The following is a 16,816-nucleotide window of genomic DNA, read 5'->3' as shown; positions in this document are numbered from 1 at the left end:
TGGTTCGCCCTTCTCGGACTGGGAATATCGATGAGCCTCGCGGCGATCTGGCTGTCCGCCCGGGACCGCCGCCGCGGGCGGGACAGCTCCTGACAGACTGGGCGCGTGAGTGACGGGGAGTTGGCGGCGTACAGCCTCGTCGAGCTCGCGGTCGATCGGCTGCGGCGGGACATCCTGAGCGGGCGGACCGATCCGGGCGAGCGACTGGTCGAGGAGCAGCTGACCAAGCGCCTCGGGATCAGCCGCGCGCCGCTGCGCGAGGCGATGCGCCTCCTCGCCGAGCAGGGGCTGGTCGAGCACATCCCGCGGCGGGGCGCGCGGGTGGCGACGCTTTCCGACGACGACGTACGGGAGTTGTACGAGCTCCGTGACCTGCTGGAACGGCACGCGGTGACGTCCGCTCCGGAGCGGCGCGACCTGACCCGGCTGACCGCGGCGCTGGACACCATCCGGACCGCGACCGGCGCCGGGGATCGACTGGAGCTGGCCAACGCGCATCGCCGCTTCCACGTGGAGGTGGTCGCGCTCAGCGGGAACCGGCAGCTGACCGCACTGTACGAGACGATCCTGGTGAAGATCCAGCTGTACATGGCGGTGAACATGCGCCGCGAGGCCGAGACGGCGCGGCCGGCCGACGGCGTGCACCGGCACGAGCGGCTGTTCGAGGCGGTGCGGCGGGGTGGCGTACCGGAAATTCTTTCGGCCCTGAACGCGCACGGAGCTCGCGCCTACCTGATCTGAAGATCACGCCGGGAAATCACGGCGTTACCTGGGGTGGGATTCCCGGAAACAGAACTGTCGACAATCGACGATATGCCGACGATCGGGAGTGTCCAAGCCAACCCCTATCCCTGGCCCTACGACGGCACGGTGCCGGTGAGCCGGACCGCGCTGCTCTGCATCGACTGGCAGACCGACTTCTGTGGGCCGGGCGGCTACGTCGACGCGATGGGCTACGACATCGAGCTCACCCGCGCCGGACTGCCGGCCACCGCCAAACTTCTGCAGCACGTCCGCGACCTGGGCATGCTGGTCATCCATACCCGGGAAGGACACGACCCGGACCTCTCCGACCTGCCGGCGAACAAACGCTGGCGCTCCGCGCGGATCGGCGCCGAGATCGGCTCGCCGGGGCCGTCCGGCCGGATCCTGATCAAGGGCGAGCCGGGCTGGGAGATCGTGCCCGAGGTGGCCCCGGTGGCCGGCGAGGTGATCGTCGACAAGCCGGGCAAGGGCGCGTTCTACGCCACCAACCTCGACCTGATCCTGCGTACGCACGGGATCACGCATCTGATCCTGACCGGCATCACCACGGATGTCTGCGTGCACACGACCATGCGCGAGGCGAACGACCGCGGGTACGAGTGCCTGATCCTGAGCGACTGCACCGGGGCGACCGACCCGGCCAACCATGCCGCCGCGCTGCACATGGTGACCATGCAGGGCGGCGTCTTCGGCTGCGTGTCCACGTCGGACGCCGTGATCGCCGCGACGGAGGCCTGAGCCATGCCGACCGTCGCCGCCGATCCCGGCCCGTTCTCGTTCGACCTGAGCAGCACCGCGCTGATCGTCATCGACATGCAGCGGGACTTCCTGCTGCCCGGTGGCTTCGGGGAGAGCCTGGGCAACGACGTGAAACAGCTGCGGCGGACGATCGAGCCGCTCGCCGCGCTGCTGGCGGCCGGGCGTGCCGCCGGCCTCAAGGTGATCCACACCCGCGAGGGCCACCTGCCCGATTTGTCGGACTGCCCGCCGGCAAAGCTGAAGCGTGGCTCGATGATCGGCCAAGAAGGACGATTCGGGAAAATCCTGATTCGCGGCGAGTACGGCCACGACATCATCGACGAGCTTGCGCCCCTCGACGGCGAGGACGTCGTCGACAAGCCCGGCAAAGGCGCCTTCTACGGAACGGATCTTTCCAAGATCCTTGAGGGTTGCACCAGCCTGATCGTCACCGGGGTCACCACCGAGGTCTGCGTCCACACCACGGTCCGGGAAGCCAACGACCGCGGCTACGAGTGCCTCGTCCTGGCCGACTGCGTCGGCTCCTACTTCCCCGAATTCCAGCGTGTCGGCCTGCAGATGATCGCCGCCCAGGGCGGGATCTTCGGCTGGGTCGCGGACTCCCCCGCAGTGATCGCCGCCCTCGAAGGGGTAGACAAATGACCGCTACCACCACCACGGCCAAACTTCCCTACTGGGTCCGGGGCGACACCAACGCCTTCTTCGGCTTCGGCGTCAACGTCCTGGTCAACGTGCTCACCCTCACCGGGCTCTGCCTCGGCGTGATCAAGATGCCGGCCTCCGACGTGTTCGGCGTGATCCTGCCGGCGCTCGGGATCGCCCTGGTCGGCGGCAACATCTACTACACCTGGCTGGCCCGCCGGCTGGCCGCGCGGGAGAACCGCACGGACGTCACGGCGATGCCGTACGGCCCGAGCGTCCCGCACATGTTCATCGTCATCTTCGTGATCATGCTGCCGATCTACCTGACCACCAAGGACCCGGTGAAGGCGTGGACGGCCGGCATCGCCTGGGCGTTCATCATCGGCGTGATCGTGCTGATCGGGGCGTTCGTCGGGCCGTACATCCGCAAGTACGCGCCGCGTGCGGCGCTGCTCGGCACACTGGCCGGCATCTCGATCACCTTCATCTCGATGAACCCGGCCGGCAACATGTGGAAGGCCGCCTGGATCGCCCTGCCGGTCTTCGGCCTGCTGCTGATCGGCCTGCTCACCGACGTGAAACTGCCGTTCAACCTGCCGATCGGGCTGGTCGCGCTGCTGGCCGGCTCGGCGATCGGCTGGCTCGGCGGGGCGATGTCGGTGCCGGACGTGACCGCCGCCGCCAAGGACATCGCGTTCGCGTTCCCGCACCTCAAGTTCGACCTGCTGGTCGACGGGCTCCGGGACATGGCGCCGCTGCTGGCCACCGCGATCCCGCTCGGCGTCTACAACTTCACCGAGGCGATGACCAACGTGGAGAGCGCGGCCACCGCCGGCGACCGGTACAACCTGCGCAGCGTGCTGCTCGCCGACGGCGCCGGCGCGATCGTCGGGTCCTGCCTGGGCTCGCCGTTCCCGCCCGCGGTCTACGTCGGCCACCCCGGCTGGAAGGCGGCCGGCGGCCGCACCGGCTACTCGATGGCGACCGGCGTGGTGATCGCGCTGCTCTGCTTCTTCGGCCTGTTCGGCCTGCTCGGCGCGATCTTCCCGACCGCGGCGATCGTGCCGATCCTGCTCTACATCGGGCTGCTGATCGGCGCGCAGGCGTTCCAGGCGACGCCCCGGGCGCACGCCGCGGCGGTGGTCGCCGCGCTCATCCCGAACATCGCGAGCTGGGCGACCGGCCAGATGGACAACGCGCTCGCGGCGGCCGGCACCACCGCGGCGGCGGTCGGCAACGACGCGCTGACCGGGGCCGGGGTGGTCTACGACGGGCTGAAGACACTCGGCGAAGGGGCGATCCTGGCCGGGCTGGTGCTCGGGGCGATCGTCGCGTTCATCATCGACAAGCGCTTCTGGCACGCGGCGGTCTTCGCCGGGTCCGGCGCGGTGCTCACCTTCGTCGGGCTGATCCACGCCGAGAAGGTGCAGTGGAACGCGAACGGGCAGGTCGCGCTCGGCTACCTGTTCCTGACCGTGATTCTCGGGCTGGTCGCGCTGACCAAGCCCGTGCCGCGGGTGCCCGAGCCGGGCGAGCCGCCGGCGATGGAGGGCAACGCGTTCACCGAGGCGCCCGAGGGCGGCGTGCCCGTGCCCTCCGCGGCGTGACCGTGGAACGGGACCGGCCCGAGGTGGTCGCCGAGGTGGCGGCGGCGTTCGAGGCGTACGAGCAGGCGCTGGTCGACAACGACGTGGAAGGCATGCTCGGCTTCTTCGCCGACCGGGCGGTCCGCTTCGGCATCGCCGACCAGCAGAACGACATCGAGGAACAGCGGCGGTGGCGGCTCGCTCAGGGCCCGCTGCCGCCGGGCCGCCGATTGAAGGAGACCCAGATCCAGACGTACGGCGTCAGCACCGCCGTCGTCACGACGCTCTTCGGGTATCCGGGATCGGACGTCGTCGGCCGGCAGACCCAGGCGTGGGCCCGTCTCGACGAGGGCTGGCGGATCATCACGGCCCACGTGTCGGAGACGTCTTGACGTCAATATGAATCAACACATCGACTGTACGAATCAACTATCAACGTTGATTCGTACAGTCGACTCAACTCAACATCGTCAACACGTGGCTAGAAGACGCTCTTCACCCAGTTGAAGGCGTCCATCACCCATTCGGTCTGGCGCAGGAACGTGAACCCGACGCCGGTCAGATACAGCCCGGCGACCATGTGCGCGCCGCGGGCCGTGTGGCGGGGACGGTTCAGATACCTCTCCAGGACCAGGCGGCCGACCAGCCGGGCGAGCGCGAAGACGCCCACGCCGACCAGCAACGTGATCACGAACACCACCATCGGGGTGCCCAGCGAGCCGCCCTCGGAGAGCGCCCAGATGCCCCAGCAGACAAACGCGAACAGGACGGCGGCGGTGCTCCACTCGCCGCCGCGGCGCAGGCGGCGCATGTGCCAGCCGAGGCTGTGCTCGGCCCGCGGCGCGGAGGTGCCCGGCCAGCCGGTCCCGGTCGGCTCGTGCACAGCGGTCTGGTCCTGCCGCTGGGTGCGTGGCGTGACCGAGGCCCGGCCCTGACTGAACGGTGACTGCGGTGACTGCGGCGCCTGAGGCGCCGGGGAGGTCGGCTGGTGCGGCCGCGTGGGCTCGCCAGCTTCCGGCACGGCCGGCGCGGTGACCGTCGGCGGTTCCGCCCACGGGTCCTGCGGCGGCATGTCGAGCGTCCGCTCCGACCACTGCGGTTGCTCCGGCATGTTCCCCCTCTTTCGACCAGGCGGCCGGTCGGCCGTCTGATTCGAGAGTAACGACGCCGCAAATCGGTGGCCCGTACCCACGCGAGTCCGTTACACAAGCTCCATGGATGACGGCATACGAATCCGGCAGGGCACGATCGAGGACTTCCCGGCCATCTGCGACCTGCTCGGCGTGGTCTTCCACGAGGAGCTGGCGGGCGCGGCGAAGACCGCCGAGCGGGAGGTCTTCGAGCCCGAGCGTTCCCTGATCGCCGACGACGCCGGGCAGGTGGCCGGGCAGACGGTGGCCTACAGCCGCGAGCTGACCGTGCCGGGGGCGGTGCTGCCGGCCGCGCACATCTCCTCGGTCGGGGTGCGGCCCACCCACCGGCGGCGGGGTCTGCTGACCGCGCTGATGCGCCGGCAGCTCGAGGACATCGCGGCGGCCGGGCGCGAGCCGCTCGCGGTGCTGTGGGCCAGCGAGACCGCGATCTACCCCAGATTCGGGTACGGCGCGGCCGCGTCCCGCCTCCGGTTCACGATCATGAACCGCGAGGTTCGCCTGACCGTCCCGCCGGCCGAGCCGTCCGGGCGACTGCGGATGGGTGAGCCGACCGGCCTGCTCTCCGAGATCAGCAAGGTCTTCGACCAGGTGCGGGTCGATCGGGTCGGCTGGTCCGACCGGGACGACCGCTGGTGGCGCTCGGTCCTCACCGATCCGTCGGAGCACCGTGACGGCGCCACCCGGGAGTACGCGGTGGTCCACGACGGTCCCGGCGGCCCGACCGGCTACGCGCGCTGGCGGGTCAAGGACGGCTGGTCGTCGCACGGGCCGGACTCCACCGCGCAGGTGACCGAGGTGGTCGCCGCCGACCCGCAGGCGTATCAGGCGCTGTGGCGGTTCCTGCTCGGCATCGACCTGACCCGGACCGTGAAGTTCAGCCACGGCGCGGTCGACGAGCCGCTGCAGTACCTGGTGGACGAGCCGCGCCGGCTGGGCACCACGCTCGCCGACGCGCTCTGGGTACGCCTGGTGGACGTGCCGGGCGCGCTCGCCGCCCGGCGGTACCGCGCGCCGGTCGACGTGGTGCTGGAGGTGGACGACCCGATCCTGCCGGCGAACACCGGCCGCTGGCGGCTGACCGGCGGTCCGGCGGGCGCGGCCTGTGTGCGGACCGGTGACCCGGCCGACCTGACCGCCACGGTGACCGATCTCGGCGCGGTCTACCTGGGCGGGACCTCGCTGGCCACGCTTGCCGCGGCCGGCCGGGTCCGGCAGCTGACCGGGAACGATCCGAGCCTGGCGTTCGGCTGGCACCGGGCGCCCAGCGCGACCGAGACGTTCTGAGGCCGTCGGCGGCGGTACCGTCGGGTCATGGCCGAACCCGAACCCGAACGCCGCCGCCGGCGGGTGCGCCCCCCGTCCGGGTCGAATCCCGCTCCGGCCGAGCCGGCCACCCCGGTGCCCGGCCCGCCCCCGTCCGCCCCGCCGGTCCCGTCGGCTCCACCGGTCCCGTCGGCTCCACCGGTCCCGGCCGCTCCGGCCGCTCCGGTTCGGTCGGCTCCGGCCGGGGCACCGGTCCCGTCGGCCCCGGCCGCCGCGCCGACGCCGGCGGCTCCGCCGGTTCCGGCCGCTCCGGCGACCCCGGTGCCGGCGCCGCCGGTGAGCGGGCGCCCGCCGCGCCGGCCCGCGCCGGGTGGCGGCGGGAACAGCGAGGACCGGGAGGCCGAGCGTGGCCTGCGCGGCCTGGTCGGATCGGGATCGTCGCAGGTCAGTGTGGGTGCGGCGCTGCGTGCCCGGGATGCCTGCCGGCCGTCCGAGGAACAGCTCGCCGACGCCGAGCGGGACCTGGTGATCGTGCGGCGCAATTGGCTGCCGCGCGAAGACCTCCCCCGCCGCTGACTACGATGAGGTCGACCACGGACCGCTCCTGGAAACGGTTGACCATCACATGCAGTGGACGAACCGCCCCAACGGCCTGACCTGGTCAGGTGCCATCAAGAACGAGGAAGCCAAGCGGGAGGCGGCGGCGCGGCTGGCCGCCGAGCTGCGGGACGGGCAGACCGTCGGCGTCGGCTCCGGCTCGACCAGCTTCCTCACCCTGCAGGCCCTCGCGGCCCGCGCCGAGAAGGAGGGGCTCTCCTTCACCGCGATCCCGACCTCGATCGAGGTGGCGAACGCCTGCTCGGCGCTCGGTCTGCGGATCACCACGCTGAACGACGCCCGCCCGGACTGGTGCTTCGACGGCGCCGACGAGGTGGACGACCACAAACGGCTGATCAAGGGCCGGGGCGGCGCGCTCTACCAGGAGAAGCTGATGATGGCCGCGGCGCCGAAGGCGTTCATCGTGGTCGACCAGTCCAAGATCGTGAAGCGGCTGGGGCAGAACTTCGCGGCGCCGGTGGAGATCGACCCGGCCGCGCTCAGCCTGATCTTCGAGAAGCTCGAGGACTTCCCCGGGCTGGAGGAGGTCACCCTGCGCCCGGCCGGCGGCAAGGACGGCCCGGTCATCACCGAGCGCGGCAACCTGACCCTGGACCTGCGGTTCAGTGAGATCGCCGAGGACGCGCACGCCCGGTTGAAGCAGATGCCCGGCGTGGTCGAGACCGGCCTCTTCTTCGGGTACGACTTCGAGCTGATCCTGGCCGGCTGAGAAGGGCCCGGCTAAAAAGGGCGCGCGGCCCGCACCTGTCAGAAGGTGAGGGCCGCACGCAGAGCTGAGGCCACCTGGTCGGCGGCGGCCCGGGCCGCGTCGATGGTGGCGATCTTGCGGGCGAAACCGTGGTTCATGCCCATGTAGCGGGTGTGCACGACCGGCACCCCGGCGGCGGCCAGCGCGTCCGCGTAGTCGGCGCCCTCGTCCCGGAGCACGTCGTACTCCGCCGTGATGATCAGGGTGGACGGCATCCCGGACAGGTCGGCGACCGCGAGCGGCGCGACGTCCGGGGTGAGCCGCTGCCGCGGGTCCGGGACGAAGGTCTCCCAGGCCAGCCTCATCGAGGCCCGGTCCAGGCCGTACTCCCCGAGCTCCGCGTAGGACTCGGCGGAGGTGAGCGGGTCGAGGGCCGGGTAGATCAGCGCCTGGTAGTCCAGCGGGGTGGCGGCGTCCCGCTGCCGCCGCGCGGTGACGGTGGCCAGGTGGCCGCCGGCGCTGTCCCCGCCGATCGCCAGCCGGAACGGGTCGACGCCCAGCTCGGCCCCGTTCTTGCGGACGTGGCCGAGGACGGTCGCGACGTCGTCGAGCGCGGCCGGGTAGACGTGCTCCGGGGCGAGCCGGTAGCCCACCGAGAGCACGGCCAGGCCGGAGCGGTCGGCGACGCGCCGGCAGAATCGGTCGACCGACTCGATGCTGCCGTAGCACCAGCCGCCGCCATGCAGGTAGACGAAGACCGGGGCGCCGGCCCGGGTCGCGTACAGCCGGCCGGGCACGCCGTCGGCGTCCAGGTCGACGACGACCGGCAACGGCAGAGCCGGGCCGGTCTCCACCTCGACGGCCTCTTCCATCGCGGCCCGGACGAACTGGAGCCGCTCGTAGGGGCCGGCGGCCGACTCCTCGGCGGTGGGGCGGCGGCGAAGACTCGCCGCCGCCGTTACCTGGGGGTGGAGCATCGCCCGGGGTCAGCCGAGCTGGGCGAGGACGAGACCGCCGCGCGCCTTCGGGGTGAACCAGGTGCTCTTCCGGGGCAGCTTCAGCCGGGCCAGGTTGACCTCGACGAAGTCCTCGACGGTCACCGGGGCGATCAGCACGGCCAGCTCGGCGCGGCCGGCGTCGACCTCGCCGCGCAGCCACTCGACCGGGTAGTCGCCGCCGATGTAGGAGATCCGCTTGTCGCCCGGGTCCAGGCCCAGGACGTCACGCAGGAGCACCCGCTCGACGAGGGCGTGGTCCAGGTTCTCCACCGCGGTGCCGGCCGGGTCGGACGGGAGACCGACCGCATAGGAGCGGCCACCGGCGTACATCTCAATCGTCCCTTTGCCGGGAAGAGCCGCGGCGCGCGGCAGCTCGGTGACCGTCGCACCGGCCGCGCGCAGGCCCTCCAGAAGCTCCTCGGGCCGCGCCGGGAGCTCGCTGAGCAGGCGGTTGTAGGGCTGGATGGCGACCGACGCCGGGGTGGTGATCACCGCGAGGAAGCGCGGCAGGCCGCCGGTCTGCGCGGCCAGGCTGCGGTGGTTGCCGTCCGCGACGACCAGGTCGCCGCCGCCGGCCAGCGCGGTGAGCCGGTCCTGCAGCTCGCCCGCGCCGACGGTCCAGATGGCGTGGGTCCGGCCGGTCTGGTCGGTGTCGGTGGCCTCCGGCTCGCCCGCGGCGTCGCAGGCGTCGGCCAGGGCCGCGTGCAGCTCCTCGCCCTTGCCGGTCTGCAGCAGCAGCACCGGGGAGAGCAGGGTCTGCAGCGCGTCGGCGAGCGCGACCCGCTCGCGGACCTTGGCGATGAAGACGTCCTCGTTGCGGATGACCAGGCCCGGCTCGTCGGCGCTGGTGGAGATCTGGTCGGTGTCGACCAGGCTCCACAGGCCGTAGGCGGGGGCCTCGTCCTTCGCGGTGATCCGGTAGAGCACCACGACGTGCTCAGCCTGCCGGTAGTGGCCCTCGGACGTGTCGCGCTCCAGCCGGACGACGGCGTCCGGGAGGGATTCGGCGAAGGTCTTCCCGAGGGACTCGGGCGCGAGATGCGGCATTTCCACGGCCAGCGAGCTGTGCGCGTTGGCCGTGATGATGTCGGTGATTTCGGCGTCGTCGGCGAACTCGTCGTAGTTCTGGGCTCCGGTACCGCCAGTGGTGATCCAGGCCCGGCTGATCGGGTGCACGACCGTCATGGCAGGCAACTTACCCGGCGGACCGCCGGCGCCCACCCACCGGCACGTTCCCGCGTGACCTGCCCAACTGCGCCCGTCGATGAGCGTTCACCGGACGTTCGGCCGGGCGGGCCGTCACGGTGATCGGCGGCGCGACGAGTCCCGCCAGCTCAGGGGATAAATCGGCCCATACTTCGCGTTGGACGCCGATGGTCATGCCGACCGCGTCGCTGGATGAGGTGTACATCACCTCATCCAACGACCAGGGCGACGAACAAGTGGCGAACTAATCGAAAATCGGACCGATTTCGCGGCTCCGCTTGATCTCGTAGAAGCCGGGCGTTCCGGCCACCAGCAGCACGCCGTCCCACAGCTTGCCGGCCGCCTCGCCCTTGGGCGCCGGGGTGATGACCGGGCCGAAGAACGCGACCTTCGAGTCCGGGTCCGGGCCGGGCGCGTGGATCACCGGGGTGCCGACATCCGTGCCGACCGGCTTCATCCCGGCGTTGTGGCTGGCCCGCAGGGCCTCGTCGTGGGCGTCGGTGAACGCCGCGGCGGCCAGCTCCGGGTCGAGGCCGACCTCGGTCAGCGCCTCCCGGAACAGCTTCTCGTCCAGTTCGTACTTCTGCAGGTGGATCCGGGTGCCGAGGGCGGTGTAGAGATCCCGCAGCACCTCCGGGCCGGCCGTCTCGGCGGCGGCGATGCAGACCCGGACCGGGCCCCAGCCCTTGTTCATCAGCTCTCGGTACTGCTCCGGGAGATCCCGGCCCTCGTTCAGGACGGCCAGGCTCATGACGTTGAAACGGATGTCGAGGGGGCGCACCTTCTCCACCTCGAGCAGCCAGCGGGAGGTGATCCAGGCCCACGGGCACAGCGGGTCGAAGTACATGTCGACGGTCGCGCGTTCTGTCATGCTTCGATTCTTCCTCGCGCAAGTAGTTCGGCGCTTCCCCACGGCCGAAGGCGGTACAGGTGAGGTGCGACACCGGCGCGCCGCATAGGCTGCGAGGAAAAGCAGTCAGCTCGAAGGAGAGTGCACGTGGCCGGTGTTCATAACCTGACCCAGGTCGAGGCTGCCGAGCGGAGTCGATTGCTCGAGGTGACCGGGTACGACATCGCCCTCGATCTGACCGACGGAAACGGCAACCCCGGGTCCGACACCTTCCGCTCCACCACGACCGTCGACTTCCGGTGCACCGAGCCGGGCGCGGAGACGTTCATCGAGGCGGCGGCCGTCCGGCTGCACGGTGCCACGCTGAACGGCGAGCCGCTCGACCTGAGTGCCTGGTCGGCCGAGAAGGGCCTGTTCCTGACCGGTCTGGCCGCCGAGAACACGCTGATCGTCGAGGGCGACTTCGCCTACTCGGCGAGCGGGCAGGGCCTGCAGCGCAGCGTCGACCCGGTGGACAAGGAGATCTACCTCTACAGCCAGTTCGAGACCGCCGACGCCCAGCGGGTGTACGCGGCGTTCGACCAGCCCGACCTCAAGAGCGAGTTCACCTGGCACGCGACCGCGCCGGGCCACTGGAAAGTGGTCTCGAACATGCCGGTCGAGCGCGAGGAGACGGCCGGGAACGGCGCGCGGACGGTGCACTTCGCGAAGTCGCCGCGGATGAGCACGTACATCACCGCGATCTGCGCCGGGCCGTACCACGAGGTCCGCGACTCGCACGACGGCATCGAGCTGGGCGTGTTCTGCCGCGCCTCGATGGCCCGGTACCTGGACGCCGACGACCTGTTCCTGATCACCAAGCAGGGCTTCGACTTCTTCCACGAGCAGTTCGGGGTGCGGTACCCGCTGCCGAAGTACGACCAGCTCTGGGTGCCCGACTTCAACGCCGGCGCGATGGAGAACTTCGGCTGCGTCACGCACGCCGAGGCGCACTACATCTTCCGCTCGCAGGTCACCGACTACGAGTACGAGCAGCGGGCCAACACGATCCTGCACGAGCTCGCCCACATGTGGTTCGGCGACCTGGTCACCATGCGCTGGTGGAACGACCTGTGGCTGAACGAGTCGTTCGCCGAGTGGGCCAGCCACTGGTGCAACACCGAGGCCACCCGGTTCACCGACGCCTGGTCGACGTTCCTGGCCATGCGCAAGGCCTGGGGCTACCGGCAGGACCAGCTGTCCTCCACGCACCCGGTCTACTGCGAGATGCCGGACCTGGAAGCGGTCGAGGTCAACTTCGACGGCATCACGTACGCCAAGGGCGCCAGCGTGATCAAGCAGCTGGTGGCGTACGTCGGGCTGGACCCGTTCGTCACCGGCCTGCGCGCGTACTTCACCAAGCACGCGTGGGGCAACGCCACCTTCGACGACCTGCTCACCGAGCTGGAGACGGCGTCCGGCCGGGAGCTGCGCAAGTTCGCCGCCCAGTGGCTGGAGACCTCGCAGGTCAACACGCTGCGCCCGGTCGTCGAGCTGGACGACCAGGGGCGCTACACCAGCGTGACGGTGCTGCAGGAGGCGCCGGCCGACTACCCGACGCTGCGGACCCACCGGATCGGGATCGGCCTGTACGACCTGGTCGGCGACCGCCTCGTCCGGCGGGACCGGCTCGAGGTGGACGTGGCCGGCGAGCGCACCGCGATCCCGGCGCTGGCCGGGGTCAAGGCGCCGGACGTGCTGCTGATCAACGACGACGACCTGACGTACGCGAAGCTGCGCCTCGACGAGCGTTCGCTGAGCGTGCTGGTCGACCACATCGCCGGGTTCGACTCGGCGCTGCCGCGGGCGCTCTGCTGGGCCGCGTCGTGGGACATGCTGCGCGACGCCGAGCTGGCCGCGCGGGACTACGTGCGGCTGGTCGTCTCGGGCCTGTCGGCCGAGACCGACATCAACCTGACCACCGCGACCCTGCGGCAGGCCGGCAACGCGCTGGTCAGCTTCGCCGACCCGGCGTGGGCCCCGGAGGGCTGGGCGATGCTGGCCACGCTCGCCGAGACCCAGCTGGCCGCGGCCGAGCCGGGCAGCGGATGGCAGCTCACCTGGGCGCGGGCCTACATCACCGCGGCCCGCACGCAGGAGCAGGCGGCCGTGCTGCGCGCCTGGCTCAGCGGCGGGGCGACGCCGGCCGGCCTGGTGATCGACACCGAGCTGCGCTGGTCGCTGCTACAGGCGCTGTCCGCGATCGGCGCGGCGGCCGAGTCGGAGATCGACGACGAGCTGACCGCGGACAAGACCGCCAGCGGTGAGCGGGAGGCGGCGATCGCCCGGGCGCTGCTGCCGACGCCGGAGAACAAGGCCCGGGTCTGGGCCGAGCTGACCGGCCCGCAGACCCCGCCGAACTGGCTCAACCGGTCGCTGCTGCAGGGCTTCCAGAGCACCCGGCAGGTGTCCCTGACGGCGCCGTACGCGGAGAAGTTCTTCGACGCGGTGGGTGAGGTGTGGGCCCGCTCGGACAGCGAGCCGGCGCAGGAGTTCGCCACGCTCGCCTACCCGGCGTTCCAGATCAGCGAGGAGACGGTCGCGCTGACCGACGCCTGGCTGCTGCGGGACGGGCACCCGGCGTCGCTGCGGCGGCTGGTCGCCGAGGGGCGGGACGGGATCCTGCGGGCGCTCAAGGCGCGGGCCAAGGATGCGGCTGCGGGCTGATTCCGTACCGAATAATCGTTTTTAAGGTTTAAAGAAGGCCTCGTCCGGTACGCCGGACGAGGCCTTTTCCTCGCAAACTGGCGGTAACCCCGCAGAAACAGAGCTGCGTCAGTAGGCTTGTGCTCCGCGGCGAAGGAGCGGCGTCGGAGCGGCGTAGGAGGTGCCCCGTGACCATGCTGAGCCAGGGCTCACCGATGCGATGGACCGCTCCGGACGGCCGTTGGACGGAGCCTGACCTGCACCTCTTCCCGCAGGACGGGCATCGCTACGAGATCCTCGACGGCTGCCTGCACGTCACCCCGCCGCTGGACCGCGCGCACGACGGCGTCGTCGAGGCGGTCGTCACGGCGCTGCGCGCGGCCGCCCCGCCGGACTGGTGGGTCTGCGCCCGCCTCGGCGTCGAGATCGACACGAGCAGCCTGGTGCCCGACGTGATCGTGCTGCGGCCGCGCTCGTCCGGGGCGATCTGGGTGGACCCGGCCGACGTGGCGCTGGTCGTCGAGGTGGAGTCGGCCGAGACCCGGCGCTACGACCGGCTGCTCAAGCCCGCGGTGTACGCGTCGGCCGGGATCCCCGCCTACTGGCGGGTGGAGCCGGGCGCGGCGATGGCCGTGTACACGCTGGACGCCGACGCCTACCGGCAGCTGGAACGGATCGAGGGCGCCGAGCCGGTGAAGCTCGACGCCCCGTACCCGATCCGGGTCTGCGCTTTCTAGGGTCTTAAGACAGGTCAGGACCGGCCGGCGTGCGACGCCAGCTGGTCGAGGCCGATCATCAGGCCGCCGATCAGGTCGCCGCCGGCGAACGAGCCGGCCATGCCGAAGGCCGCCAGCTTCGAGTCCCGGTCGGTGATCCGCTTACGGGCCTCGTCGCCCGTGACGATCTCCAGCTTGCGCTGGCTCGGCGACACCGCGAGCAGCACGGCCTTGTGCGGGTTCGGGATCTGGGCGTGCAGCTTCTCCGCCGACTCGCGGACCGGTTCCTCGAGGTCGCCGAGGTAGATGCTGAAGGTCAGGCCGGTCGCCTGGTCGGCGAGCCGGAGCGCCTCGTCGAGGCGCAGCAGCTGACGGGTCGTGAAGGGGCCCTCGCGGTCCGCCTCGACCAGCTCACCACTTGTCACTTGCGCCTCCTGTCGGGCCGGGCCGGACCGGAGCGCCGGAGCTGTCCTCGATGACCTGTCCGCGCTCGAGAGCCGGGGTCGCGTGCCCGTGATCCGCCGCCGCGACCCGCTCGGGCGCGGCCAGGAACCACATCGGCGCGAACTCGTAGGGCCGGCCCGGACGGTAGCGCCGGGACGGCTTGGCCTTGTCGGAACGGGCGAAGACGATCATCGCCACCGTGCCGATGACCGCGGCCGGAATGATCACATAGACCAGAATGGTGGTGATTACAGACAACTGAACGCCCCCAGGCGCCGGTGTGATCCTCTGTTAAGTCGAACATCAATCACGGTAGCGGAGCACGAGTCGTGCCGGACCGTCGGGTCTCGAACCCGGGTCTCACGCCGTCGGGATCTACGCGGAATGTGCGTCGCGGTGCGAAAATCACCTTCACGCGCCGTCCGCGTGCTTTACGCCCGCGAACGGCCAGAGGGGGGATTTTCGATGCGCCTGGCCGCTGCCTTGTTCTTACCCGCGCTCGCCGTCGCGACCACGTTCGCCGTCGCGCTGCCGATGCCCGCGGCGCACGCCGCCGCGACCGTGTTCGTCGAGATCAACCCGAGCACGGTGCGCGCCGGGGACGAGATCTCGCTGCGCGCCTCCTGCGACGACAACCTGAAGGCCGCCACGGTCACCGCCGAGCCGATCGGCTCGGTGCCGGTCGAGCCGGAGTTCGGCTTCCTGACCGCGACCGCGAAGGTGCCGGCCGACCAGAAACCCGGCGACTACCCGGTCACGCTGCACTGCCCGGACGGGAAGACCGCGAAGACCGGCATGCACGTGCTGCCCAAGGTGGAACCGAGCCGCGGGCCGGCCACCGGCGGCGGCGGGACCGCCCCGGAACGGACCGCGCCGCTGCTCATCGGGGGCGGCCTCGCGGTGATGGTGGCCGCCGCCGGACTGCTCCTGCTGGCGGCGCGCCGCCGGAGCCCGCGATGAGCGGCGAGCCCGGGGTGCCCGAGTCGGTCCGCGGGAAACGCCCCGCCCAGGTGATCAGCGCCCCGCCCGAGGGGGTGGTGACCGGCCCGCTGCCGGCGCCCCGGCCGCAGGGTGGCCGGTCCCCGTTCCGGGTGCCGCTGCCGCGCCGCCGGACACCCGCCCCGCGGCGTGTCCCGGCCCGCCGGCGGCGGCGCTGGCCGATCGGCGGGATCGCCCTGGCGCTGTTCTTTGTCGGACTGTTCGCGGTGGCCATGGGCCTGGGCGTGTCCACCGGCTTCGACCTGGGCCTGTTCCGCGGGCCGGACGAGCCGCCGCCGCGCGCGTTCCCGGTGCTGGAGCCGAGCCGGCCGGAGCGGCTGAGCATCCCGGACCTGAAGATCGACGCGCCGATCCTGGAGGTCGGGCTGGCCGGCGACGGCACGGTCGACGTGCCGCCGCTGAAGCGCCACAACGAGGTCGGCTGGTTCGACGGCGGGCCGACGCCGGGGCAGTTCGGGCCGGCGCTGTTCGTCGGGCACGCGGACACCCGGACCGGCCCGTCGGTCTTCCACGACCTGGGCAAGCTCAAGCCGAAGCAGCGGATCGAGGTGGACCGGGCGGACGGGACGGTCGCCGTCTTCGAGGTGAACTCGGTCGAGCGGTACGACAAGGACCGGCTGCCCGTCAACCGCGTCTACGGCGACTTCAGCCGGCCCTCGTTGCGCCTGATGACCTGCGGTGGCAAGTGGCTCGGGGGTGACCAGGGATACGCCGACAACGTGGTCGTCTACGCCTCCCTGGTCAGCTCCAGGAAATAATTACGCCGCCTCGGTGGCTACCGGGGCGGCGTGATTTTCGGGCATGTCCAGCCAGTCCATCCAACGGGGATCGGGCGTGCGGTGCCCGAGGACCCGCCAAGCGACGCCCCGTGGCGCCTGAGGTATGGAGTGCAGCCGCCACCCGAGCTCGGCCGGTGTCTTGTCGCCCTTGCTGTGGTTGCACTTGGCGCAGGCGGCCACCACGTTCTCCCAGGCGTGCAGACCACCTCGGCTGCGCGGGAAGACGTGGTCGATGGTCTCGGCGGAGCCGCGGCAATAGGCGCAGCGGCCGCCGTCCCGGGCGAAGATGGCCCGGCGGGAGAGACCGACGTGGGTCCGGTACGGCACCTTCACGTACCGCGTGAGACGGACCACAGAGGGAACGGGGAGCTCCTCGTGCGCGCTGTGCAGGATCCCGTCACCGTCGGAGACCGTTTCGGCCTTGTCGGTGAGGACGAGGATGGTCGCTCGACGCACCGATACGACGCACAGAGGCTCGTAGGTAGCGTTCAGCACTAACGCGGAAGAGCCCACTATGGGTCGTATGTCAGGCATCGCGATCACCCTTCCGGTGTTCGTGCTGTTAAGCGCTCCCGTAGCTCAGCCGTGTGTGATCTGGGCCTCGCTGACGAAGCCTGTGCGCCAATAGTCCCTGATGGATGACCAAATTGCGAGCACAATCTGT

Annotated in this window: 19 protein-coding genes; 12 read left to right on the top strand and 7 right to left on the bottom strand. The window is 71.1% G+C overall.

Annotation, left to right across the window (positions count from 1 at the left end):
- The first annotated feature begins 105 nt into the window (after positions 1-105).
- The 5 genes from L3i22_RS06160 (at position 106) to L3i22_RS06140 (ending at position 4,144) form a co-directional block, all read left to right on the top strand.
- Entirely contained in the window at positions 106-741 is a 636-nt protein-coding gene (locus L3i22_RS06160) for a GntR family transcriptional regulator (RefSeq protein ID WP_221326023.1), read from the top strand.
- 72 nt (positions 742-813) lie between these two features.
- Positions 814-1,503: a cysteine hydrolase family protein gene (locus L3i22_RS06155; RefSeq protein ID WP_221326022.1), complete on the top strand. Its 690-nt coding sequence runs from the start codon at positions 814-816 to the stop codon at positions 1,501-1,503.
- Between the two features lie 3 nt (positions 1,504-1,506).
- A complete protein-coding gene (locus L3i22_RS06150) occupies positions 1,507-2,166 on the top strand; it encodes a cysteine hydrolase family protein (RefSeq protein ID WP_221326021.1) in 660 nt (219 codons plus the stop codon).
- Positions 2,163-3,773, top strand: coding sequence for a regulator (locus L3i22_RS06145; RefSeq protein WP_221326020.1), 1,611 nt, complete (start codon positions 2,163-2,165; stop codon positions 3,771-3,773). The genes L3i22_RS06150 and L3i22_RS06145 overlap by 4 nt, the downstream gene beginning before the upstream one ends.
- Complete coding sequence (locus tag L3i22_RS06140; protein ID WP_255657990.1) at positions 3,770-4,144, top strand: AtzH-like domain-containing protein; 375 nt, start codon at positions 3,770-3,772, stop codon at positions 4,142-4,144. The genes L3i22_RS06145 and L3i22_RS06140 overlap by 4 nt, the downstream gene beginning before the upstream one ends.
- Before the next feature lie 89 nt (positions 4,145-4,233).
- On the opposite strand, the gene L3i22_RS06135 is transcribed toward L3i22_RS06140, so the two are convergent.
- Positions 4,234-4,863: a DNA-directed RNA polymerase II gene (locus tag L3i22_RS06135; protein WP_221326019.1), complete on the bottom strand. Its 630-nt coding sequence runs from the start codon at positions 4,861-4,863 to the stop codon at positions 4,234-4,236.
- Positions 4,864-4,966: 103 nt separating this feature from the next.
- Between L3i22_RS06135 and L3i22_RS06130 the strand changes: the two genes are divergently transcribed.
- From L3i22_RS06130 to rpiA, 3 genes are all read left to right on the top strand, one after another.
- Positions 4,967-6,190 carry a GNAT family N-acetyltransferase gene (locus tag L3i22_RS06130; protein WP_221326018.1) on the top strand — a complete coding sequence of 408 codons (1,224 nt, stop codon included), beginning with the start codon at positions 4,967-4,969 and terminating at the stop codon, positions 6,188-6,190.
- Positions 6,191-6,304: 114 nt separating this feature from the next.
- The gene (locus L3i22_RS54565) at positions 6,305-6,745 is read left to right on the top strand and encodes a hypothetical protein (protein ID WP_370644524.1); all 441 of its coding nucleotides are present in this window, start codon (positions 6,305-6,307) and stop codon (positions 6,743-6,745) included.
- Positions 6,746-6,794: 49 nt separating this feature from the next.
- Positions 6,795-7,496, top strand: a complete 702-nt coding sequence (rpiA, locus tag L3i22_RS06120; protein ID WP_221326017.1) for a ribose 5-phosphate isomerase A — start codon at positions 6,795-6,797, stop codon at positions 7,494-7,496.
- 38 nt (positions 7,497-7,534) lie between these two features.
- Here the strand turns inward: rpiA and L3i22_RS06115 are convergent, their stop codons facing one another.
- The 3 genes from L3i22_RS06115 to L3i22_RS06105 form a co-directional block, all read right to left on the bottom strand.
- Complete coding sequence (locus L3i22_RS06115) at positions 7,535-8,452, bottom strand: alpha/beta hydrolase (protein WP_221326016.1); 918 nt, start codon at positions 8,450-8,452, stop codon at positions 7,535-7,537.
- A 9-nt stretch (positions 8,453-8,461) separates the two neighbouring features.
- Positions 8,462-9,658 (bottom strand): DUF1015 family protein, encoded by a 1,197-nt coding sequence (locus L3i22_RS06110; RefSeq protein WP_221326015.1) that lies wholly within the window; start codon positions 9,656-9,658, stop codon positions 8,462-8,464.
- A gap of 265 nt (positions 9,659-9,923) precedes the next feature.
- Complete coding sequence (locus L3i22_RS06105) at positions 9,924-10,550, bottom strand: DsbA family protein (RefSeq protein WP_221326014.1); 627 nt, start codon at positions 10,548-10,550, stop codon at positions 9,924-9,926.
- 126 nt (positions 10,551-10,676) lie between these two features.
- Here L3i22_RS06105 and pepN point away from each other — a divergent pair, with 126 nt between their 5' ends.
- Together pepN and L3i22_RS06095 are read left to right on the top strand one after the other, a co-directional pair.
- Positions 10,677-13,235 (top strand): aminopeptidase N, encoded by a 2,559-nt coding sequence (gene pepN, locus L3i22_RS06100; protein WP_221326013.1) that lies wholly within the window; start codon positions 10,677-10,679, stop codon positions 13,233-13,235.
- A 173-nt stretch (positions 13,236-13,408) separates the two neighbouring features.
- Entirely contained in the window at positions 13,409-13,951 is a 543-nt protein-coding gene (locus L3i22_RS06095; protein ID WP_221329808.1) for a Uma2 family endonuclease, read from the top strand.
- Between the two features lie 14 nt (positions 13,952-13,965).
- Here L3i22_RS06095 and L3i22_RS06090 read toward each other — a convergent pair whose 3' ends face one another.
- A complete protein-coding gene (locus L3i22_RS06090; RefSeq protein ID WP_221326012.1) occupies positions 13,966-14,355 on the bottom strand; it encodes a DUF5130 family protein in 390 nt (129 codons plus the stop codon).
- Positions 14,342-14,632: a hypothetical protein gene (locus tag L3i22_RS06085; protein ID WP_221326011.1), complete on the bottom strand. Its 291-nt coding sequence runs from the start codon at positions 14,630-14,632 to the stop codon at positions 14,342-14,344. The genes L3i22_RS06090 and L3i22_RS06085 overlap by 14 nt, the downstream gene beginning before the upstream one ends.
- A 207-nt stretch (positions 14,633-14,839) precedes the next feature.
- Between L3i22_RS06085 and L3i22_RS06080 the strand changes: the two genes are divergently transcribed.
- Entirely contained in the window at positions 14,840-15,334 is a 495-nt protein-coding gene (locus L3i22_RS06080) for a hypothetical protein (protein WP_221326010.1), read from the top strand.
- A complete protein-coding gene (locus tag L3i22_RS06075) occupies positions 15,331-16,131 on the top strand; it encodes a class F sortase (protein ID WP_221326009.1) in 801 nt (266 codons plus the stop codon). The genes L3i22_RS06080 and L3i22_RS06075 overlap by 4 nt, the downstream gene beginning before the upstream one ends.
- On the opposite strand, the gene L3i22_RS06070 is transcribed toward L3i22_RS06075, so the two are convergent.
- Complete coding sequence (locus L3i22_RS06070) at positions 16,132-16,686, bottom strand: HNH endonuclease (protein ID WP_221326008.1); 555 nt, start codon at positions 16,684-16,686, stop codon at positions 16,132-16,134.
- Between the last annotated feature and the right edge of the window lie 130 nt (positions 16,687-16,816).

Origin of the sequence: Actinoplanes sp. L3-i22, assembly GCF_019704555.1 — a bacterium.
Classification (GTDB): Bacteria; Actinomycetota; Actinomycetes; order Mycobacteriales; family Micromonosporaceae; genus Actinoplanes.
This window is presented reverse-complemented; position numbering and strand designations above follow the sequence as displayed.